Genomic DNA, 22,382 nt, shown 5'->3' with positions numbered 1-22,382 from the left:
GTGGTTTAGCCTGCTGCTTGGACGTCCTGCTTGACGACGGCAAAAGCATTTTGCTCTTCGTCTTTGTACGGATAATACACGACGAGTGTAAAATCTCCCTCGACAAGCTCACCGGTCTCCATCCATTTTTCAATATCAAAGGTCACCTTGGCAGTCAGCGTGTGTTTGAAATAATCTTTTTCCAACGCAGCATGTGCCGCAAAATCATCGCGGAGTCGCTCACGCTGCTCGGTTAGGACAGCAAACGTCTGCTGCATCTCTTCCTTGTCCATCACGTCCTCCCACCACAGCTTGCGCGGGCGATGCTTCTGGTTGCGCAGGAAATCGAATTTCATCATGCTAAGCACATGACCCATACCATCCACTTCCTGGAATTGCAAAAACTTCTGCAAACGTACGAACAAATCCTCTAATTGATGACCGATTCGGCCCCAACCCTGATTTTCCCAATAATCACCAAATGCCTGGAAGAAGTCAAAAGCCGTTTCGAACTGATTCACCAAGAGCCACTCCACTGTATAGTCCATCCGGTGCGCGTTCCAGTACTTTTCCAAAATGTCTTCAACACGCTTGATTTTTTGCATGTCATCAAAGGAAAGGACGTTATTCCCCAAAATTTCGTAAGGAGCCTCATCCATAAAAACATAGCCATGATTAGCCGCACGCGCACGAACACCTGTCCCGCGCAGCATTTTCAAAAAGCCAAGCTGAAGCTCCTCCGGGCGCAGACCAAACACGTCGTTGAAGGTTTTGCGGAAGGACGCATAATCTTCCTCAGGCAAACCAGCGATCAAATCCAAATGCTGATCGATTTTTTTCGAATCCTTGATCTGTGTCACTGTACGCGCAAGGCGATCGAAGCGCTGAATCCGCTGAACAAGGCGGTTGGTCTCATCATTCGTGGACTGAACCCCAATCTCGAAGCGGAAAATACCTGGAGGTGCGTTCTCGGTCAAGAAATCGAGTACGTCCGCGCGCAAAATGTCTGCCGTGATCTCGAATTGAAAGACTGTGCCATTGTGGTTATCGATCAAAAACTGAAAGATTTCCAACGCATATTTCTTATTGATGTTAAACGTTCGATCCACGAACTTGATCGTTTTGACGCCGTGATTGATCAAACGCATGAGATCTTCCTTTACTCGTTCCAGACTGAAATAGCGTACGCCGTCTTCAATCGAAGACAGACAGTATTGGCATTTGAACGGACAGCCACGGGATGCCTCGAAATAGACGACGCGGTTGTTCAGCTCGTCCAGTTGATCCGCGTATGGGGAAGGAATGCTGTCCATCTCTTCAACCTGCGCACGCGGCATGGAAAAACGCACGTACTCCTCTTCGCGATAAGCGATTCCGGCGACATCACGCAAGCGCGGAGGCTGCTTGGTTTGCAATGATTCCTGGTACACCTGCAAAAGCTCCAAGAAGGTTTGCTCCCCTTCACCGATGCAGATCACATCGATTTCAGGATGCTTCTTCATCCATTCGTCCGCATCATAGGTCACTTCTGGTCCGCCGAGGATAATCGGAACATCCGGGCAAATCTTTTTCAGCGTGCGCATGACACTGAGGGTCTCACGAATGTTCCAGATATAACAGGAAAATGCAACAACATCGGGCTTGCGCTTGTGTATATCTGCTACTATATTTAACGTCACATCGTTGATGGTATACTCCACCAGCTCAATCGAAGGAAATGCTTCCTGAGCATAGCTTCGCAAATAACGCAAAGCGAGTGAGGAGTGAATAAACTTGGCGTTTAAAGTCGATAGTAAAATCTTCATGGATGGGTCTACTCTCCTTGCAAAATTCGGCACCAAAAAACCATCTGCAATCGATGGTTCAGGTCTGACCGATCTTTTTCCTTTCGTAACAGTACCATACGAGGCTAGTAACGGCAAATCGTTAACGGTTTAATTCGCGCACCACATGCCCCAGCTCCGGCACGATCAACCGATTCATCGCCAGTCGCACCGCACCTGTCGAACCTGGCGTGGAAAAAATCATTTTCCCTTTCCGCGTCCCTGCAATCGCACGACTGAGCATCGCTGCCGAACCGATGTCTTCTGTAAAGCTCAACATCCGAAACAGCTCCCCAAACCCTGGCATTTCCTTATCGAGCAAGCCAGAAACAGCCTCAAAGGTATTGTCTCGGGGCGAAATGCCAGTACCGCCATTGAGAAGAATGACTTGAACGTCTTCATGTGCGATTCCCGCTTCGATCGCAGCAATGACCTGTACAGGCTCGTCCTTTACTATTTGATAAAGCGCAACGCTGTGACCTGCTTCAGTCAATAGTTGCTTCATTAATTGCCCGCTTTTATCTGTATCCTCTGTCCGGGTATCGGAAACGGTGATGACCATGCATGTGACTTGCTTGGGCGATAGTGCCTTGTGTTCCTGCGTACTCATCCGTATTTTCCTCATTTCTTCAATATATATCTCTTCTCATGATACCATGTTCCGGTTTCCAATACCCTCGTCGTTCCGGCAACAATTTCTTCACTCCCTATACCCGAGATGCTTCGCTTTCCTATATAATGCTGATGACTGCTATTTTTTCGACAGACAAGGAGGCGTGCGCGAATGCCAGAGCGACCATATTTTTCTTTTCATTTCCACAAACAATCGCACACACCGATCTATGTACAACTCGCTGAACAATTGAAAACAGCGATTCTTCGTGGTGCCTTTCTTGTAGATGGACAACAATTGATATCGCTGCGAGATATGAAAACAATTAGCGGCTGCTCGCTGGAGACAGTCAAAAAAGCATACGATCATCTTGCGTTGGAAGGCTGGCTGGAAGCTGTGCACGGCAAAGGTTATTACTTGACGCAGCTTGCCAAAGAAGCTCGTTTGGAAAATCGCCTCCCGCTCACAGATATTCCGATCGCTTCCCTAGCTGATTCCTCCCCTCGTCCTAGCGAAGAGCTGGTGAAACGATTGCGTGGTGCTTTTTATGAGAGCCTGACCGTATTGGATGAACCGTCCGCGCAAAAGAAAATCAGGCGTACACAAGCTGCCAAGGTTTTTGCCGATCACCTCGGCCGCCGGGGGCTTCCTCACTCACCTGAGCGCCTCCTGCTTTTTAATAGAAGCACGAGCGGCTTCGCCTTTCTTGCCCAGCGTGTCATGAATTCACGTGATGTCGTCTATGTGGAGGAGTACAGCTATCCCGTTTTTCTTCGCCTATTGAGTCAGTGCGGAATTACCGTTCGCCCGATTCGCATGGATGAAGAAGGCGTTTGTATTCAAGCTCTCACAGAAGAGCAGGAGCATTACCCGGCGAATTGGCTTTTGATTAACCCGCATTATCAATTTCCTACGGGTATCAGCTATTCGTTGAAACGAAAGGAAGATCTGCTCGAATGGGCGCAGAGCCATAACGTACGTCTTGTGGAAAATGACCATTATGGCGACCTCTGGTTTGAAGAACCGAGTGTTCCGCTGTACCAGATGGCTGCACAGGCAAAAAGCCCTGTGGAGGTCTACTATCTGCATTCGTTGTCAAAAACGTTGGCTCGCGATCTGCAATTGGGCGTATTGATGCTTCCTTCTGATTTATCGGATGACGAGTTGGAGCGCTACAGTCAGCTTGTTTCCATGACAGGAGCTGAGCCATCCTTGCTCGTCGTGGAATCCGCCGTCCGCCTCCTCGATGATCCATGGTTTTATGAAGAGTTTCTGACGGATCGTCGCGCCCTGTTCCAGACTCGCTTCCTGCGACTGTGGCAGGAAAGACGCCAGGCACTCCCTGATCACGCGCGAATGTACCCCATTTCAGGGGGCTTAAATACGTGGATCAAATGGGGCACGCCAACCGCAAGAGCAACCGAACAAGAAGAGAGAGTCGTCGCTATTCTGCGTGAGGAAGGACTCGAGCTGACTGGTGGTCATGCTTTTCGCGTAGCAGATGAGCCCGCCGACATTCTGCGCTGCCCGGCTGTCCGTTTTCCACTCGCTCCACTGGAAGAAAGAGAGTTGAAGCATTGGCTTCACCGATTGGGTGCTGCTCTACTTCAGTAAGTTTTCCAAGGGAAATGCCATACTAAGAAATGGATTTCCCTCTTTTCCTTTTCACTAGACTCAAAAAAAGCCGAGGTATAACCTACTATGATTAAAAAAATCGTAGAAAAGCTTCACCTTGATCCACCAAAAACGCTTGTTCTTGGGTTTTCCTTGATTATCTTCTTAGGAGCGCTGCTTTTGACACTCCCGGTCGCTACAGTTGATGGACTTGGTCTGCATTGGCTTGATGCACTGTTTACAGCCACCTCTGCTACGTGTGTAACAGGCTTGGTTGTCGTCGATACCGGAACGACTTTCACTACCTTTGGTCAACTCGTCATTTTATCGCTCATCCAAATTGGCGGACTCGGCTTTATGACGTTCGCTACCTTTTTCGCACTAATCATGCGCAAAAAGATCTCCTTGCGCGAGCGACTCATCCTGCAAGAATCCCTGAATCAGATGTCAATGGAAGGTATCGTTCGTTTGGCCAAAATGATTCTGGTCTTTACTGCCCTCACTGAGCTGATAGGCGGTGTGCTTCTCTCTATACGCTTTGCCTTTGATTTCCCATTGCCTAAAGCGATCTACTTCGGCTTTTTTCATGCAATTTCTAACTTTAATAATGCTGGCTTTGACTTAATGGGGGAATTCGCCAGCTTGACAGCCTACGTAGATGATCCGGTCGTCACGCTCGTTGTCTGTCTGCTGATCATCCTCGGCGGGATCGGCTTCATGGTTGTGAGTGAGCTGTACGATTACCGTCAAACGCGCCGTCTTTCGCTACATACGAAGGTCGTTTTGTCTACGACCGGGATCTTAGTTGTCGCAGGAACTGCTCTGATCTTAATTTTGGAGTATGCGAATCCGAAGACCTTGCAGCCTTTGTCTATGATGGGCAAAGTGCTTGGCTCACTTTATCAATCAGTGACAGCACGTACGGCAGGTTCGAACACCTTGAATATCGGTGACATGTATCAGTCATCTCTATTCCTCATTATTCTCTTAATGTTCATCGGTGCTTCCCCAGGATCAACGGGTGGCGGTATCAAGACGACGACATTCGCCACACTGATCGGTGCTGTTGTCGCCCAAATGAAAGGAAAAGAAGACGTGATCTTCTTCCGACAACGTATCCTGCCTCACATGGTCTACAAATCGCTGACATTGACGATGATCTCCTTGTTTATTGTCCTTGTCATGACGATGGTGCTTTCCATTACAGAGACAAGTGCCCGATTCGAAATGATCCTGTTCGAGGTCACTTCTGCGTTTGCTACGACTGGATTGTCCATGGGGCTAACCCCTCATCTGACTCCAATCGGGAAAATCCTGATCGTATTGACGATGTTTGCCGGTCGGGTAGGGCCTCTCACCATTGCCTTTGCCCTCGCACAACGCAAGCAAAAGGAGTACTTCCGCTATCCAAAAGGGAAGATTACGATCGGATAAGTCGTATCATAATGGAGAAAACCCTGCCAGAGCACCGAAGGACTTTGGCAGGGTTTCGTTTTGTGTATGGTTTATTGTGTTTGCCACTGTTTGGACAGCTCGTCGCGAACCAGTTGGCCCATCTCGATTGTACCAATCGCTTTGCTTCTGTCTGCTGCGATATCGCCCGTGCGATGTCCTGCTTCCAGTACGGACCAAACTGCGTTTTCCACCGCTGCTGCCGCTTCATCCATTCCGAGAGAGAGACGAAGCATCATCGCTACGGACAGAATGGTTGCCAGCGGATTGGCAATGCCTTTTCCAGCAATGTCAGGGGCAGAGCCATGAACCGGTTCATACAGGCCAAAGCTGCCAGCTGCCAGACTCGCCGAGGACAGCATCCCAATCGAACCAGTCAGCATCGCTGCCTGATCACTCAAGATGTCGCCAAACATGTTTTCTGTCACGATGACGTCAAACTGTTTGGGTTCACGCACAAGCTGCATCGCGCAAGAGTCTACCAACTGGTGAGACAGCTCTACATCTGGATAGTCAGCCGCTACTCGCTCGGCTACCTTGCGCCAAAGGCGGGAGCTTTCGAGGACGTTTGCCTTATCTACAGATACGAGACGCTTTTGGCGTTTGCGGGCAATGTCGAAGCCAACTCGAATGATTCGCTCGACTTCCGCTTCATGATAGATGCACTGATCCTCTGCGACTTCACCGTTTGGACCGTCATAGCGTTTTTTCTCACCGAAGTAAATCCCCCCGGTCAGTTCACGTACAACGATCAAGTCAACGCCAGAAACGACTTCTGGCTTGAGGGTGGACGCATCCACCAGAGAGCTGTGCATGGTTGCTGGGCGAATGTTCGCAAACAATCCGAGTGCTTTACGAATGCCGAGCAACCCTGTTTCTGGACGAAGATGCCCAGGATTTTGATCCCACTTCGGTCCGCCAACGGCACCCAAGAGCACAGCATCCGCTTGCTTTGCCAACGTTACCGTTTCTTCTGGCAACGGTGTTCCATCCGTATCGATTGCGATCCCACCGATCCGGCCTTCTTCACATGTAAAAGTGACACCTTCAAGTTCCCCTACGAGTGTAAGGACTTTGACCGCTTCCTGCATGATTTCTGGTCCAATACCGTCTCCAGGAAGAACGGCGATGCGATAGTTTTTCTTCATCGTTTATCCCGCTTTTCTATACGTAATGGTTTCCGAACGCTGCTGGTTCCTATGATCCTATCCACTTTAAACCCTATCTTTATATCGTTGCACTGACAGGAGTAGGCTCGCCTCGCCGCTCCATGATCTTGTTGACTGCCCGTACATAGGCAATGGCGCTTGCTTCCAGCACATCCGTACTCACACCGCGTCCTGTTACGATCAGATCGTCCTGTTGAAGGCGTACGAACACTTCACCCAACGCATCTTGTCCATGGGTAACAGAAAGAATTTTGTAGTCGACAAGAGAGACTTCTTCTCCGGTAGCGCGGTCAATCGCTTTGTAGATAGAATCAACCGATCCATTTCCACATGCGGCTTCTTCGCATACCGATCCGTCGGGACGAACCAGTCGCACACTCGCTGTCGGAACGGAAATGTTGCCGTAAGCGAGCTGCACCGATTCTAGCTGGAACGCTTCAGGTCCGCGAACCATCTTGGAATCGACTAATGCGAGGATGTCATCATCCGTGATTTCTTTCTTCTTGTCGCACAATACTTTAAATGCTGCGAACGCTGCGTTTACCTCTTCTTGCTCCAAGTGATAACCCAGATCAACCAATTTTTCTTTGAAAGCATGACGGCCAGAGTGCTTGCCGAGAACCAGTTTGTTTGACTTGAAGCCAACCGATTCCGGACGGATAATTTCGTACGTAGTGACCTCTTTTAACACACCATCCTGGTGAATACCGGATTCGTGCGCAAACGCATTTGCACCCACGACTGCTTTATTTCCTGGCACGATCATCCCTGTCAAACGGCTTACCAACTGACTGGTCCGTGCGATTTCTTTCAAATTCAGCTTGGTCGTCGCCTGGTAGTAATCCTTGCGTGTCTCCAAGGCAAGCGCCACTTCTTCCAGAGCAGCATTTCCTGCGCGCTCTCCGATTCCATTAATGGTACCCTCTACTTGTGTAGCTCCACCCTCGACAGCAGCAAGACTGTTGGCGACTGCCATCCCGAGGTCATCATGGCAATGGCAGCTCAGGCGAATCAGATCAGTAGAAGGCACACGTTTTTTCAGCTCTCGGAAAATGTTTCCGTATTGATACGGCGTCATGTAGCCAACCGTATCTGGAATATTTACCGTGGTAGCCCCTGCCTTGATGACCGCCTCTACAACCTCTGCCAAAAAGTCGATCTCGGTACGCGCCGCATCCTCTGCGGAAAACTGAACTTCCGTAAAATACTTTTTCGCATAGGTGACCGCTTCCACCGCCCGAGCAAGGACTTCTTCCTTGCTCATGTTCAGCTTGAACTGACGGTGAATTGGAGATGTTGCGAGAAAAACGTGGAGGGAAGCGTTTTGTGCGTTGCGAAGCGCTTCGTATGCCTTATCCATGTCGTCTTTTACGGCACGAGCCAGACTGACGACGGTTGCATTCTTCACCCGTTTTGCAACTTCGGCCACAGACTTTTGGTCACCAGGGGAGGCAGCAGCGAAGCCCGCCTCCATTCTGTTTACGCCCAGCTTCTCGAGTTGAAGGGCGATCTCCACCTTTTCGTTCGTGCTAATATTGACGCCCGGAGACTGCTCCCCATCGCGCAGAGTCGTATCAAAAATCTCAATGGTCCGCATGAACTTTTCACCTCCACATTTTTCCCTACATTATATATACATTTTTTACACACCTATTTATTGTCCGATTTTCACTTCTTCTTTTTTCGTATCTTTGTTGATCCAAGACATCATGCCACGCAGCTGCTCCCCTACTACCTCGATACCATGTTCGGATTCCAGACGGCGACGGGAAGTGAAGCCAGGACGGTTTGCTTGGTTTTCCAAGATCCAATTGCGAGCAAATGTACCATCTTGGATTTCTGCCAGTACTTTTTTCATTTCTTTGCGAGTCTCATCTGTGATGATACGACGACCTGTGCTGTAGTCACCGTACTCAGCCGTGTCACTGATGGAGTAGCGCATACGAGCCAAGCCACCCTCGTACATCAGGTCAACGATCAGCTTCAGCTCATGCAAGCACTCGAAGTAGGCGATCTCAGGAGCATAACCTGCTTCCACCAATGTATCGAAGCCTGCTTTTACCAGCTCGCTTGCGCCACCGCACAATACTGCTTGCTCACCGAACAGGTCTGTTTCTGTCTCTTCACGGAAAGAAGTTTCGATTACGCCAGCTTTTGTGCAACCGATACCGCTGGAGTATGCGAGTGCCAGATCTTTCGCGTTGCCAGTTGCATCTTGGTAAATTGCGATCAAACCAGGTACACCGAAGCCTTCTTGGTATACGCGACGAACAAGGTGACCCGGGCTTTTTGGAGCTGCCATGATTACGTCTACATCAGCTGGTGGCACGATTTGCGCGTAGTGGATGTTGAATCCGTGTGAGAAGCAAAGTGCAGCGCCGGATTTCAGGTTTGGAGCGATCTCGTCGCGGTATACTTGTGCTTGACGCTCATCTGGCATCAGGATTTGTACTACGTCAGCGCGTTTGGTTGCTTCTGCTACAGTCAAAACTTCAAAACCGTCTTTCGCTGCAACATCCCAAGATTTACCTGGACGAAGACCCACCACTACTTTATAACCGCTGTCGCGCAGGTTTTGTGCTTGTGCATGACCTTGGCTACCGTAACCGATGATTGCGATTGTTTTTCCACGCAGTACCTCTTGTTTTACGTCCGCTTCATAATACATTTTTACCATTTGTATAGCCTCCCTAAAAATGTTTAGTTTGAATTTCTATTCTGAAATTTTTTAATTTAAACCGTTGCTGCGGCTGTTGCTGGAACAATACTGCGCGCCATCGCTACTGAACCTGTTCTTGTCAATTCAATAACGCCGTAGCTTTGTAATAGTACGAGCAGCGCATCAATCTTTTCGGTGTCACCCGTTACTTGCACGATCAGTGAGCTAGGACCCACATCGACGATCGCGGCACGGAACGGCTCGACAATTCCGTTTAACTCTGCCAGCTGACTGGGCGATGCCGTCACTTTTATCAGTGCCAGTTCCCGTGAAACAAAAGGGTTCTCGCTGAGATTCGTGACTGAGATGACATCGATCAGCTTGTGCAATTGCTTCATGAGCTGATTGATTTGGCGGTCATCTCCCCCGGTTGAAATGATCATCCGGGACAGCCCCTGTTCTTCCGTGCCTCCCACCGTAATGCTGTCGATGTTGAAGCCGCGTTGGCCGAACAGTGTCGCCACTCTAGTCAAAACGCCTGGTTGGTCGTTGACGAGTACGGAAATGGTATGTTGCTGCATCCTAATCGTCCCCCAATTCCATCTGATCTAGTGTGTTGCCTGATGCAACCATCGGATATACGTTTTCTTCCTGTGCAACTCGGAAGTCCACCACGACTGGTCCATCATGCGCAAGTGCCTCTGCCCAAACTGCTTCGGCTTCCTCTGGCGTGTGTGCTCGCAAGCCTTTAACGCCATATGCTTCGGCCAGTTTGACAAAATCCGGGCTGCATGTCAGATCGATTTGGCTGTAGCGATTATCGTAGAAGAGCTCCTGCCATTGACGAACCATTCCCAAGCACTGGTTGTTCACAATCGCTACTTTGACCGGAATGTTGTACTGGGAGACGATTGCCAGCTCCTGGTTGGTCATCTGGAATCCGCCATCCCCTACGACGGAGATTACCGTGCGATCTGGGTGAGCGATCTGTGCGCCAATTGCTGCCGGAAAGCCGAAGCCCATCGTGCCGAGACCACCGGAAGAGATAAAGGAGCGCGGGTGCTTGAACTTATAGTATTGAGCTGTCCACATCTGGTGTTGTCCAACGTCTGTTGTGACGATCGCTTCCCCATCTGTGGAGTTGTACAAGAGTTCAATCACTGCTTGTGGCTTCAATACGTCGCCATCTTTTTTGTACTTGTACGGATATTGTTCTTTCCACTCTTTCAACTGACTGATCCAAGCTTCTGAATCACAAGCTTTTGCGAGCGGAATTGCTTTTGCCAGCGTACTCTTCACGTCGCCTGCTACTGTTATCGCTGTGTCTACGTTTTTCCCCAGCTCTGCTGGATCGATGTCGACGTGTACAATGCGAGCTTTTGGTGCGAACTCCTTCGTGCGACCCATCGTGATCCGGTCATCAAAGCGTGCTCCCAGACCAATCACACAATCCGCATTCAAGAGCGCTTGGTTCGCTGTGTAATTGCCGTGCATCCCCGGCATTGCCAACGATAACTCGTGTGTTCCAGGGAAACCGCCCAATCCCATGAAGGTGTTGATCACCGGGATGCGTGTTTTTTCAGCAAAGTCGCGCAATTCTTTCTCTGCTTGAGCTGCAATGATTCCCCCGCCCGCCAAAATGACTGGACGCTTCGCTTCGCTAACGGCTTTGACAAACTCTTGTACTTCTTCGTCGCTTGGTACGAGTGAAGAGCGGTAGCCGCGAATTTCCACTTTATCCGGATAGGTAAATGGTGCCTTCTCATTGGCGACGTCTTTTGGAATGTCGATCAATACTGGGCCAGGGCGTCCAGTTGTCGCAATGTGGAACGCTTCCTTTACAATCCGCGGGAGATCGCGAATATCGCGGACAAAGTAGCTGTGCTTCGTAATCGGGATAGTAATTCCCGTAATATTCGCCTCTTGGAACGCATCGGTACCAATCAGTGACTGTGCTACGTTACCCGTGATGCAGACTAGCGGAACCGAGTCCATCTGAGCAGTTGCAATCCCTGTTACAAGGTTCGTTGCTCCCGGACCAGAAGTGGCGATACATACACCCGGTTTGCCAGTCGCTCGGGCATATCCGTCAGCAGCGTGGATAGCGCCTTGCTCGTGGCGAGTCAAAATGTGCTTGAAGTAGCTCCCGTACAGGGAGTCATAAATGGGGAGAACCGCCCCGCCTGGATAGCCGAAAATGTATTCGACCTCCTCCAGGATCAAACAGCGAAGCAGTGTTTCTGCTCCTGACACCTCTTCCCCGAACTGAATCGGTGGAATGCCGTTCTTTTTCTGCAATTCGGCCATTTCAACACTCATTGCTCTCTCCTCCTCCCAATTCCAACAGGTATTGAAAATAACTATAGACACATAGAAAAACCCTTTCGCCCCGACACGGTTCGATTTCCATGTCTTTTGGGGCGAAAGGGTTCGCGGTACCACCCAACTTTATCGGCGCCTCACGGTCAGCCGATCTCAGCCAGTCACAACTAATGTGGACTGTAACACGTTAACGGGTGTTAAGCGGTTTGGCCTACTACCTGCAAAGCAAGTTTCAGCAAAACGGCTCGGAGGTGAGCAATGCGACGTACCCTATACCCGTTTCTCAGCATCAGGGCTCTCTGTAAAAGGGGAAACGCGCACCGTCCTCGTCATAGCCTGCTATTTAAAAAATATTTTCAATATTGTTGTTGTCAGAATAAAGTGTTACGTCTGATTATAGCTAGGCACCTAGGGGGTGTCAACGAAAACAAAAAGATTTTACTAGACTTTCGTCCGAACGAATGCTCAGTTGGAAATGGCTTTATAGCGCGGTTTTTGCGTGAAAGCGGATACAACAAACGGTCAAAACCGTTTTGTTGACCGCAAGCGGTCGCGTATACTTTTATGAAAAACGCCGAGACGTTTTTCACCACACTTGTCCAGTTTTTGCAACGGAAAAAGAACGGCTTTGCCGTCCCTCTCCTGCTTTTCCGGTTCCGTTTTATTGCGGAGATTTCAATCCCTCAATCAAAATTGTTGCGACTTCCGGACGTGTAAATTCCGGAGGTGGCGTCATCCCGTTTCTCAACATTTCCCTCACTTTTGTTCCCGATAAGGTCATATGAGAATCTCTGTCATGTGGGCACGTCTTGGTCGTCGCCATCCCTTGGCAGGCGTTGCAGTAAAAGCTGTGCTCAAAAAAGAGTAGCTGGATACCGAGCTCGCTAGGAGCAAACTCGGAAAAGATGTGCTGCGCATCATACGTGCCGTAGTAATCGCCTACCCCTGCGTGATCACGGCCGACGATAAAGTGTGTACAACCGTAATTTTTTCGTACCAATGCGTGGAACACCGCCTCACGCGGACCTGCATATCGCATAGCAGCCGGAAAAGCACCGAGCAGTACACGGTTGTGTGGATAGTAATTTTCCAGAAGGGCGAGATAGCTTTTCATTCGTACTTGTGCAGGAACATCGTCTGATTTCGTTTCCCCCATCAATGGGTTGAGAAAAAGGCCATCGACAATCTCCAATGCGGCTTTTTGAATATACTCATGTGCCCGGTGAACAGGATTGCGCGTTTGGAAACCAACCACCGTTTTCCAGCCATTTTCTCGAAATCTTTTTCTGGTTTCTGCCGGCGTCAAATAAAAATCAGAGAAGCGCTCAGGCTGTGGCTTTTGCAGGATTTCTACAGGCCCACCCACGTATAGGTTTGGCTTTTCAAACAGCTTTTTCACACCGGGGTGAGCGAGATCCACCGTGCGAAAAACGAGCGCTGCCTCACGCATTTTATCTGGCACAAAGCAGCTTTTCACCTGCAAAATCGCATAGTCCACTCCATCTTCCCCACGTAACAGAATGCTGTCGCCAGGCACAAGATCGTCGTGCTCATCTGCATCGACAGCCAATGTCACCGGCAACGGCCAAATCGCTCCATTGGCTAGACGCATCGTTTCCACGACAGTGTGGTAATCCGCCTCTTCCATGAAACCAGTCAAAGGCGAAAATGCTCCGATGGCAAGACATTCGATGTCCGACAGGGTCCATTTGTCCACGATAATGGCTTTTTTGATCCCGTGCGGCAAAATCGCTTGCTTCACACCTTTCCCTCCTGCGCTGTTCATTTGTGCAGACCGCATTCGGTCTTTTCGAAGCCAGCCCACCGTCCCGACCGAGAATCTTGGCCAGGCAGGACAGCGCGCGTGCATACTCGGCAGCCAATGCTTGGATAGTTCCGGTCGTGCAATGGATTGTAAGGGACATCATGTGCATGGATATATTCCCACACCTGGGCCTCCGTCCAATCTGCTAGCGGATTGAATTTGACCAGGTTGAATTTTTCGTCCCACTCCACTTTTTTGGTATTCGCTCGAGTAGGTGATTGCTCGCGCCGAATGCCTGTAATCCACGCCTGATAGTTGGACAGGACGCGCTTTAATGGCTCTACCTTTCGAATCTCGCAGCAAAGATTCGGTTCTCGCTCCCACAGTTTGTCACCGTGTGTTTCTGCCTGCTCGGCTAACGTCACCTGTGGCTGCACTTGAATAAATGTCGTGCCGTACCTGACTTGCAGCTTGTCACGCGTATCGTACGTTTCAGCAAAATGAATGTTGGTATCAAGGTAAAATACAGGAATCGTGGGAGCCAATTTGTGCAGCATGTCGATTAAAACGACATCTTCAGCGCCAAAGCTGGCAGCTAGGATCAGACTCGCTGCATAGTTTTCCACGGCGTTCACAAGCACGTCTTGGGGCGCTTGAGTCTCCAGTCTGCTTGCCCATTCCTGTAATTCCTCATCCGCCATTTTCTGGCGATTGCTCATCAGCGAAACTCCTCTCTTGCTAGGATTCACCCACCATCATATGCCTAGTGACTGGAAGTGGCGCATCGTCCACCTATATCCAACTCGCCCAAACCAAACGGTCATGATCGTTTGATCGAATGCAAGCGGTCGCATCCTCTTTTATGAAAAACGTCGAGATGTTTCGATCCCCCGATGAGAGAGGACGCTTTTCACAGAAAAAAAGCCGCCAGACAGGGTCTGACAGCTTTCTTCTGCTTTATTTCTCCTCTTTTTCGTTTACGGTAGGGGCGAAAATAAAAGAGGCTCCGGTTTGTTGCGTGTTTTTGACCTCGGTTTTTTGAACCGTTGGTACGGCGTAAGAACCAGGGGTTACCAAGGAAGGTAGCACCGTGTAAGAATCATCCTTATCTTTTGCAAACGCTCCTGGCACGAGCAATGCTGAACAGACAACTGCTGTTACACCCATCATCATCCATTTTGGTTTTCTCATCTATGTCTCTCTCCCTATCCAATGTTTTCCTGTAACGCTTTTTATTGTATGGCAGTAGGGAGTCTGCTCGACACGGACGAAAGATTGTTTTTTTCTCAGACTTGAGATGGATTCGTTTTTTCCAAAAGAAAAAGCATCCTGTTCGGATGCTTTAACCCATTAGTTTTTTTCTTTTTCGTTTACATTTGGAGCGAAAATAAATGCACTTCCTGCTGTTTGCGTACCTGCTGTTTGCGTATCTGTTACGGTATCTGTTTTCTGGACTACTGGTGCCGTCGTGTTCGGAGCAGGGGCGAAGAAAGTATTCGTCACGGAATATGCGTCATCTTTCTCTTTGGCAAACGCCCCTGGCACGACCATCGCCGAACAAACAACTGCTGTAATTCCTAACATCATCCACTTTTGTTTTCTCATTTTGATCTCTCTCCCTATCCAATGTTTTCCTCTTATGGCTTTATTGTAAGGGATTAGCCAGGCTGTCTAACACGGACGGGAGGTTGTTTTTTACTCAGACCTTAGGCGGATTCCGCTTTAGGACCATAGCCTAGTTCTGTAAACAACGACTCGAATATGTTCGATCGCATTTTTGCTTACACATCAATCGTTGTCCTTGTATGCTTATACAGCTCTTCAATCGTCTGTCCTTTTGCTCGGGCAAGTACCTCCATGCGCACACTCAGTTGCTTTTTCGCAAACTGCTTCAAATCAGTGATCTTCACTCCGAATGCACTCACCCCTTGTGGGTCATCCATCCAGTCGTACAGATGAGTTGCCATCGGAGCTAACTCATCCATCTTTTTGGCAATGACATCGTAAATATGCGGATGCTCACAGATCAATCGCTGTAGCAGGAATGTTCCATAGCTGATGTGCCGCGATTCGTCTGTCTTCAAATACCCAATTCCTTGCATGAGACCAGGCATGAGCCCCGTTTTGCTGAGTGCTTCGTAAAACGCATAATAGCCTGTCTCTGCGAGCACGCCCTCCACAAACATGTTGTAGACAGTAGAAGCTTCTGCGATGGCCTCAGGGGATTTATCCGTCAATAGACGATGGAGTGCGTTCGGTAGGATCTCATGGAAAATTCGCTTGTACACATCATCGTGAAAATGATGCAAGTCTCCTGACTCGCCGATGTTGTCGAGGACCAACCGGAAAAACTCCGTATGCTTGGCCTCTTCAAAGAGGAAGGTCGTCAAAAACATTTCTTCCTCCAGGCGCCCTTCCTCTGCAATGACCATGATCAAAGGCAAAAGATCGAGGGTGACAGCCTCTTCCCCACCAAGAAAACCAGCAATCCGTCCCAAGGTTTCTTCCTTCTGCTCTGGATTCATATTCGCGTAATCTTCGCGGTCTTGTGTAAAATCAATGTCCTGCGGGTTCCAAATGCCGTATCTCTTCGCTTTTTGATACAACTGGTATGGCAGTAGCTCCTGATCGAATCCTTTTTGGCTGATCGAAACAAAACCATTCCTCATCCCCATCCAACCTTTCTTTTTTCTGATACGCCTTCTATTTCGAATGAATGAAAGAAGTTGTAAGATTGTTAATTTATACCAATTCTATTCTTTACGCTCCGATCTGCGATTTGATAAAATGAAGGCGCTGTAGGTTGATTATAGGTCAGGCTGAACGATCGTTCATATCCCCAAAAATCAGGGGGTGTTTATCACTCAAATGGAGGTGGCAATCACTCCATGGTCAGTCCAGAGCTGAACATGTACATCGATCGAATCGAAGAAACGGCATATTACGAGGAGAAACTAGTGCTTGCTGTACGTGGTTTCGTGGATCTCTTTCCTTTTACGGGAGCCATTCTGTGCAATTACTCCACGCTCAGTCAAACGGGTGAGGGACTATGGTCGATCCTTGACCAAGAGTTATGCTCCATCCGAAATATCCGGGTGGACTTGCGCAATATGCCCCTTATCCAGCAGGCGATCAGTGAACAGAGAGCCGTACTACTAGATTCTGAGGCGATTCGTGAGTTACCGCCCCATTTAGTGTACGGCGCCCCTTATGCGCTCATTCTCCCGATCAGCTATGGGCCTAATGTACTCGGCTACGCCGGTATTTCCTGGCATCAGGATGGCTGTTCTGGCATCAACCATCCATTGGTACAATCTTTGAGCGCATACTGTTCGATGCTGGGCAAAGTATTGGCAACCGACTCCCTTCGCCCTAAAACCGTCAAGCTCTCACGCAGAGAAGTCGAAGTCATGCAGCGGATGTCATGGGGCGAAAGCGTTAAGGAGATGGCGAGCTGGATGGGAATTAGTGAGTTTACCGTACAGGATTACATCAAGTCCGCCTTAAAAAAGCTCGGTGTACAAAATCGCGCACAAGGTGTGGCAGACGCTATTCGCCAGCGAATCATTTGTTGAATAGAAATAGAAAAACAACCGAAAGTGAGCTCGGTTGTTTTTTCTTTGACTCAAACTTCTCTTTCTACGTTCTGATTTCTACCACGTTTCTCGGTGCTGTTCTCGTCCGTTGAATCTCCCTGATTTGAGAAGTAGTCAGATTGCGTCCCACAAAAATGAACGACGAGGTACGATTATTGAAGCCAAAATTACCGAGGTTGGCAATATCTCGATTGCCCCGAAAGACACGAAAATCGCCTTGATAAGCGGTTCCTGAAAACAGAACGAGTGTCACTCGTCCATTATTCCCTGCTCGTAATCGAAAACTCGACAGTACGTCATTGAATTCAAGAGCCTGACACTGTCTAACTGCTACCCCACGTCTACGAAAACGAATACGACGAGCTTCAAAGTTTCGACCTGCCCATAGGCTTACTCGTAATTCTGCCATGCCACTCACCTCCTTCTATCTTTGCTATAAGATATGACAAGGAGATTGATAGCGTGTGGACAGGTGTAGGATGCTATTCGTTTGATTTTGCGCTCCAGACCACAACAAAAAAGCCAACCTTGCCCTCAATCGGGAAGATCGGCTCTTCTATTCAAAAATTAAGCGTTCAGTTTGCTTTTTGCAACTGTTGCCAGTTCGTTGAACGCAGCTTTGTCGTTAACAGCCAAGTCAGCCAGCATTTTGCGGTTAACTTCGATGCCAGCAACTTTCAGGCCGTGCATCAAACGGCTGTAGGACAGACCGTTCATGCGAGCTTGTGCGTTAATACGAGTGATCCACAGTTTGCGGAAATCACGTTTCTTTTGACGACGGTCACGGTATGCATACAGCAGGGATTTCATTACCTGCGCATTTGCGGATTTAAACAGGCGATGTTTGGAACCGAAGTATCCTTTCGCCAGCTTCAGGATTTTCTTATGACGACGGCGTGTAACAATGCCACCTTTTACTCTTGGCATACTAAACTCCTCCTGGTCTTTCCAGCATGGCGGCCTACTGCTAGGCGCTTAGGGAGCTCATGCTGCGTAATGGTGTGTAATAAAGAAAAACTTACAGGTAAGTGAGCATTTGCTCAATACGTTTTTGATCGCCTTTGGAAACGAGTGCAGCTTTGCGCAGGTGGCGCTTAGCTTTCGTCGATTTGTTAGCGAACAAGTGGCTACCAAACGCACGGTCGCGCTTCAATTGGCCGCTTCCAGTCTTTTTGAAACGTTTCGCAGCGGCCTTGTTGGTTTTCATTTTAGGCATCTGAAAAATCCTCCTGTCTAAACTACTATCTTACTGCTTTTCCGCTTTCGGAGCCAGAATCATGATCATGCTGCGGCCCTCGATCTTCGGCTTGCGCTCAGGCGCAGCGAGATCTTCACACTGGGCAGCTACACGTTCCATAACGCCTAGTCCAATTTCGGAGTGGGTGATTTCACGTCCACGGAAACGGATCGTACACTTCACCTTGTGTTGATCCTCCAAGAACTTGCGGACGTTGCGAAGCTTTGTTTGAAAATCGTGTTCCTCAATGTTAGAAGAAAAACGCACTTCTTTCAGCTCGATGATCTTCTGGTTTTTACGCGCTTCTTTTTCCTTTTTCGCCTGCTCGTATTTGAACTTTCCATAGTCCATGATACGGCATACAGGCGGCTTGGCTGTAGGAGCAACGTTTACCAGATCCAATTCAGCTTCCTGGGCAATGCGCAATGCTTCCCTAAAAGGTACGACTCCCAATTGGCTCCCGTCAGCACCGATTAAACGGACTTCACGGGCACGGATCGCTTCGTTAATTAACATTTGATCCTTGCTAATACTTGCCACCCCCGTCAATTTCGAGAAGGAACAAAAATGTGCGAACGCATTCTGCGCCCGCACATATCTCACCTAAGCAATTTCATCGGATCCGAGGATCCTTGCGTAAGAGTTACCTGTCAACAGTCGTATACGACGTCGACCCAGGTGAGAAGCTGGGCGCCTCTGCTTGTTCTCGAAGTATGAAGTGTTGTTTATACACGCAATTTATATTACAAGGTAGCTTGGGTTTTGTCAAGGCTAATACCTAATTATCCCCCGATATGGGACATTTCGACCTTTTCACGCTTGTCGAGACCAGGCGTTTCACTTAGTCGTTCCTCCGAGTAGCGCACGTCACGCCGCTCCCAGATCGCACGTATCAGCTCGCGAATCTCTTCATCCGTGCGTCCATCGCGGACTGGTTCGCGCAAATCATCTCCGGATGAAGCGAAGAGACAATTGTACAATTTCCCTTCTGCCGACAGGCGAGCCCGCGTACAAGTGGAGCAAAAAGCTTGGGTCACCGATGAGATCAATCCGATTTCCTGGTTCGATCCCTCATATCGATAGCGAGAAGCCACCTCTCCATAGTAGTTCGCTTCAGTCGCTACCAATGGCATCTCTTCATGGATCATACGCACAATTTCACGGGAAGGTACGACTTGATCCAGCCGCCAGCCGTTACTGTTTCCCACATCCATGAATTCAATGAATCGAAGGGTGTGCCCTTGCTCACGGAAGTACCGTGCCATCGGCAAAATATCTTGATCATTGACTCCGCGCTGTACCACCATGTTGATCTTGATCGAAAGCCCGGCATCTGCTGCAACACGAATCCCATCCAGCACAGCATCGACCTGATAGCCTCTTCCATTCAACATCCCAAAGCGCTCATTATCCAAGCTATCCAGGCTGACCGTGACCCGATCCAGACCTGCTTCTTTTAGTGCTTGCGCATGGCGCGACAAGAGAGAGCCGTTGGTCGTCATCGCAATATCTTGAACGCCTTCTACTTCACGTATCATTCGAATCAATTCAGGCAAATTTCGGCGCATTAATGGCTCTCCGCCGGTAATGCGGATTTTCCCGACTCCAAGCGAAGTAAAGATCTGGGTCAAACGGGTAATTTCCTCAAAGGTCAGCAACTTGCTTTGCGGCAAAAACTCAAAATCCGGTCCAAAAATATCGGCAGGCATGCAATAACGGCAACGAAAATTACATTTATCGGTGACAGATATTCGTAAATCTCGGAGAGGACGGTTCCGTAAATCAAGCACTTTATCTGGCATAGCTGTTCACTCTCCTTTTATCTATAGGACGACTTTTCCCCTTCATCTTCATCATACCGTATTTCGACTTCGTTCCAGTCTATTATCTTAAATCGAAATCGCCAAATTTTCAAACGCAAACAGCACATTGTGGCATAAATGGGTTCGCTTTGCAAAAAAAGAGTACGAATTCCTCCTGACATTCGTACTCTTCCAGCTATGCATTTTTATATCTTAAATTTGCGAATCATTCTTTCCAGTTCGCGAGCCATCTGGTTCAATGATTCAAATGAAACGGCAAACTCTTCCATTGTGGCCAACTGACCTTTGGAGGAAGCCGCCAGATTTTCAGCATTGTGCGCTGAAACCCTTGCGATTTGGGCAGTCTCGTCCACAGATGCTGCTACTTGTTCCGATCCAGCGGACATCTGTTCAGAGACAGCAGATACCTCTTGAATTTGATCGGTTATCTGTTGAATTTCTTGCAAGATGCGTTGGAAGGCTTCTCCTGACTCCAGTACAGTAGACAATCCAACCTGAACATCTTGATTGACGGAATCCATCGAGTTGACCGCCATGTTCGTATCTGTTTGGATCTCCTGAATCAGGTTGGCGATTTGCCGAGCAGACTCATCAGATTGTTCTGCGAGCTTTCTCACTTCATCTGCTACGACAGCAAAACCTCGTCCATGCTCTCCCGCACGAGCAGCTTCAATGGCTGCGTTGAGAGCAAGCAGATTCGTTTGAGAGGCAATTCCTGTTATCACGTCAATGATTTGCACAATTTCTTTGGAACGCTCACCCAATTGCTTGACGACGGATACGGAATGTTCCACAGAGCCACGGATGGAGTCCATTTGCTGGATAGCCTTTTGGATGGACTGGTTTCCTAGCTGCGCTTCATCCGCCGTACTTGTAGATGATTCCGAGATAATGGAGGTTGTCTCCGCCACGCGTTGGATGCCGATCGACATTTCTTCCATCGCTCTTGCGGATTCTTCTGTACCTCGGAGCTGATTTTGCGCCCCGCTCGCTACTTCCTGTATCGTGGTAGATATTTTGTTCGCAGTATCTACATTGTCCGCCATGCGAACCGATATGTTGTCTGACGAAGTAGAGAGGGTGTTCACCGCTTTTTGGACTTCCCGAATGAGTCCTTGGATGGATACTTGCATCACCTGAATGCTATGACCAAGCATGCCGATTTCGTCTTTTCTATCCAAAAGGTTTTTGGGCAATTCCGCTGTAAAGTCACCACGACCGATCTGTGCAATCTGGTCAACGATGGCAAGCAATGGCTTGGTAAATTTATGCGCGAAAAGAACAGAAGCCACAGCCGCTAGTAAAGCAAACAAAATACTTAATGCCCCGATAGTGAACCCGATTTGATTGGCTTCAGCAGAGAGCTCAGCTTTTTCGATAAACGAAATATATTTCCAACCGGTTTTGTTGGAAGTAAAGACGTTCGCCAAATACTCGGTATCGTTCATTGTTACCGCAAAGCTGCTGGGGGTATTCTCTGCAATAGCGGCCAATTCAGGAATTTGCGTATCTTTCAGGTTTTTCGAATTGAGCTCGGGGTTCTTGGGATCAGCTAAAATCGTTCCGTCTTTGCCCACTAGCATGAGATAACCCGTTTTCCCAATCTTAATTTCTTTCAAAATATCGGTTAGCCCTTTTAAATTCACATCCAGTCCAACAACGCCCAATGGTTCACCCTTGTCATCCTTTAACGTCGTCACGTTACTGATCACGATACTGTTATCGCCCAAATAGAGATAAGGATCTGTTGTGATCACTTTTCCGGGATTCTCCATTGGTTTTTTGTACCAATCCCTTGTACGCGGATCGTAATTCGCGATGACATCATCTGTCGGCCACTGTATGTATCCTCCGTATTTTGTCGCTAAATAAATAAAGGCAGTATTCTGATGAGAATCGACAAATCGCAGGAAATCTTGAAAAATAGCGGCCTCTACCCCGCCATTTTGCAGGGGGGTATGCTTAGTTTTGGTTGGTTTGTCCATATACGTCGTGATGGTGTTATCTGCACTCTTTAGTAAGGGACTGCTTGCTATCAGGTTGACGTTTTCACGAATCGAGTCGAAATACAAGTTAATCGCGTTGTCTACTTGAGCCACTTCTTTTGTCGAGGATTCAATAAAATAAGACTGGATTCGCTCCTCCATACTGACGTATACAAATGAGCTAATCACCCCAATCGGGATTAAAATAATGGCAAGAAATGCTGCTATCAGTCTTTGCTTGATGCTTACCCGCATGCGAATCCCCCGCTGTTCTTCTTGATGTCGATAAGAATACTTACTCTACATCCTTTTCCCGTTCTTTTTTCCAAGTAAACGTATCAAGTA

General features: G+C 48.5%; 21 protein-coding genes. 3 read left to right on the top strand and 18 right to left on the bottom strand.

Features of this window, described 5'->3' with window-relative positions:
* Positions 1 to 5: 5 nt before the first annotated feature.
* Together HP401_RS17595 and HP401_RS17590 are read right to left on the bottom strand one after the other, a co-directional pair.
* On the bottom strand, positions 6 to 1,784 hold the full coding sequence (locus HP401_RS17595) for a B12-binding domain-containing radical SAM protein (protein ID WP_173605923.1): 1,779 nt from the start codon (positions 1,782 to 1,784) through the stop codon (positions 6 to 8).
* Between the two features lie 121 nt (positions 1,785 to 1,905).
* Positions 1,906 to 2,412 (bottom strand): MogA/MoaB family molybdenum cofactor biosynthesis protein, encoded by a 507-nt coding sequence (locus tag HP401_RS17590; RefSeq protein ID WP_012685350.1) that lies wholly within the window; start codon positions 2,410 to 2,412, stop codon positions 1,906 to 1,908.
* Positions 2,413 to 2,586: 174 nt separating this feature from the next.
* Between HP401_RS17590 and HP401_RS17585 the strand changes: the two genes are divergently transcribed.
* Entirely contained in the window at positions 2,587 to 4,029 is a 1,443-nt protein-coding gene (locus HP401_RS17585) for an aminotransferase-like domain-containing protein (protein WP_173605922.1), read from the top strand.
* Between the two features lie 87 nt (positions 4,030 to 4,116).
* Positions 4,117 to 5,463 carry a TrkH family potassium uptake protein gene (locus HP401_RS17580; protein ID WP_173605921.1) on the top strand — a complete coding sequence of 449 codons (1,347 nt, stop codon included), beginning with the start codon at positions 4,117 to 4,119 and terminating at the stop codon, positions 5,461 to 5,463.
* A 71-nt stretch (positions 5,464 to 5,534) separates the two neighbouring features.
* On the opposite strand, the gene leuB is transcribed toward HP401_RS17580, so the two are convergent.
* From leuB to HP401_RS17530, 10 genes are all read right to left on the bottom strand, one after another.
* Positions 5,535 to 6,629 carry a 3-isopropylmalate dehydrogenase gene (gene leuB / locus HP401_RS17575; protein ID WP_012685347.1) on the bottom strand — a complete coding sequence of 365 codons (1,095 nt, stop codon included), beginning with the start codon at positions 6,627 to 6,629 and terminating at the stop codon, positions 5,535 to 5,537.
* Between the two features lie 79 nt (positions 6,630 to 6,708).
* Positions 6,709 to 8,247 (bottom strand): 2-isopropylmalate synthase, encoded by a 1,539-nt coding sequence (locus HP401_RS17570; RefSeq protein WP_173605920.1) that lies wholly within the window; start codon positions 8,245 to 8,247, stop codon positions 6,709 to 6,711.
* A gap of 57 nt (positions 8,248 to 8,304) precedes the next feature.
* On the bottom strand, positions 8,305 to 9,327 hold the full coding sequence (gene ilvC, locus HP401_RS17565) for a ketol-acid reductoisomerase (protein ID WP_012685345.1): 1,023 nt from the start codon (positions 9,325 to 9,327) through the stop codon (positions 8,305 to 8,307).
* A gap of 56 nt (positions 9,328 to 9,383) precedes the next feature.
* A complete protein-coding gene (gene ilvN, locus HP401_RS17560; RefSeq protein WP_016739051.1) occupies positions 9,384 to 9,890 on the bottom strand; it encodes an acetolactate synthase small subunit in 507 nt (168 codons plus the stop codon).
* A gap of 1 nt (position 9,891) precedes the next feature.
* Entirely contained in the window at positions 9,892 to 11,628 is a 1,737-nt protein-coding gene (gene ilvB / locus HP401_RS17555; RefSeq protein ID WP_173605919.1) for a biosynthetic-type acetolactate synthase large subunit, read from the bottom strand.
* 664 nt (positions 11,629 to 12,292) lie between these two features.
* Positions 12,293 to 13,432, bottom strand: a complete 1,140-nt coding sequence (gene sat, locus HP401_RS17550; protein ID WP_173605918.1) for a sulfate adenylyltransferase — start codon at positions 13,430 to 13,432, stop codon at positions 12,293 to 12,295.
* Positions 13,414 to 14,115 (bottom strand): phosphoadenylyl-sulfate reductase, encoded by a 702-nt coding sequence (locus tag HP401_RS17545; protein WP_064200986.1) that lies wholly within the window; start codon positions 14,113 to 14,115, stop codon positions 13,414 to 13,416. Before HP401_RS17545 ends, sat begins: the two co-directional genes overlap by 19 nt.
* Before the next feature lie 238 nt (positions 14,116 to 14,353).
* Positions 14,354 to 14,587 carry a hypothetical protein gene (locus HP401_RS17540; RefSeq protein WP_016739055.1) on the bottom strand — a complete coding sequence of 78 codons (234 nt, stop codon included), beginning with the start codon at positions 14,585 to 14,587 and terminating at the stop codon, positions 14,354 to 14,356.
* A gap of 159 nt (positions 14,588 to 14,746) precedes the next feature.
* The gene (locus HP401_RS17535; RefSeq protein WP_173605917.1) at positions 14,747 to 15,001 is read right to left on the bottom strand and encodes a hypothetical protein; all 255 of its coding nucleotides are present in this window, start codon (positions 14,999 to 15,001) and stop codon (positions 14,747 to 14,749) included.
* 176 nt (positions 15,002 to 15,177) lie between these two features.
* Positions 15,178 to 16,071 (bottom strand): R2-like ligand-binding oxidase, encoded by an 894-nt coding sequence (locus HP401_RS17530; protein WP_256435376.1) that lies wholly within the window; start codon positions 16,069 to 16,071, stop codon positions 15,178 to 15,180.
* Positions 16,072 to 16,284: 213 nt separating this feature from the next.
* Between HP401_RS17530 and HP401_RS17525 the strand changes: the two genes are divergently transcribed.
* Entirely contained in the window at positions 16,285 to 16,971 is a 687-nt protein-coding gene (locus HP401_RS17525) for a helix-turn-helix transcriptional regulator (protein WP_173605916.1), read from the top strand.
* A 64-nt stretch (positions 16,972 to 17,035) separates the two neighbouring features.
* Here the strand turns inward: HP401_RS17525 and HP401_RS17520 are convergent, their stop codons facing one another.
* The 6 genes from HP401_RS17520 to HP401_RS17495 all read right to left on the bottom strand — a co-directional run bounded on the left by HP401_RS17520 (position 17,036) and on the right by HP401_RS17495 (position 22,292).
* Positions 17,036 to 17,401, bottom strand: a complete 366-nt coding sequence (locus HP401_RS17520; RefSeq protein WP_041749316.1) for a hypothetical protein — start codon at positions 17,399 to 17,401, stop codon at positions 17,036 to 17,038.
* 158 nt (positions 17,402 to 17,559) lie between these two features.
* Positions 17,560 to 17,919: a 50S ribosomal protein L20 gene (rplT, locus tag HP401_RS17515; RefSeq protein ID WP_007728568.1), complete on the bottom strand. Its 360-nt coding sequence runs from the start codon at positions 17,917 to 17,919 to the stop codon at positions 17,560 to 17,562.
* A 91-nt stretch (positions 17,920 to 18,010) separates the two neighbouring features.
* Positions 18,011 to 18,208, bottom strand: a complete 198-nt coding sequence (rpmI, locus tag HP401_RS17510) for a 50S ribosomal protein L35 (RefSeq protein WP_012685334.1) — start codon at positions 18,206 to 18,208, stop codon at positions 18,011 to 18,013.
* A 30-nt stretch (positions 18,209 to 18,238) separates the two neighbouring features.
* A complete protein-coding gene (infC, locus tag HP401_RS17505; protein ID WP_041749807.1) occupies positions 18,239 to 18,745 on the bottom strand; it encodes a translation initiation factor IF-3 in 507 nt (168 codons plus the stop codon).
* 266 nt (positions 18,746 to 19,011) lie between these two features.
* The gene (gene moaA / locus HP401_RS17500) at positions 19,012 to 20,031 is read right to left on the bottom strand and encodes a GTP 3',8-cyclase MoaA (RefSeq protein WP_173605915.1); all 1,020 of its coding nucleotides are present in this window, start codon (positions 20,029 to 20,031) and stop codon (positions 19,012 to 19,014) included.
* A gap of 206 nt (positions 20,032 to 20,237) precedes the next feature.
* A complete protein-coding gene (locus tag HP401_RS17495; protein WP_173605914.1) occupies positions 20,238 to 22,292 on the bottom strand; it encodes a methyl-accepting chemotaxis protein in 2,055 nt (684 codons plus the stop codon).
* Positions 22,293 to 22,382 lie beyond the last annotated feature (90 nt).

Source organism: Brevibacillus sp. HB2.2 (assembly GCF_013284275.1).
Lineage (GTDB): Bacteria > Bacillota > Bacilli > Brevibacillales > Brevibacillaceae > Brevibacillus > Brevibacillus brevis_D.
The sequence above is the reverse complement of the archived record's forward strand: the minus strand, read 5'-3'. Positions and strand labels throughout refer to the sequence as shown.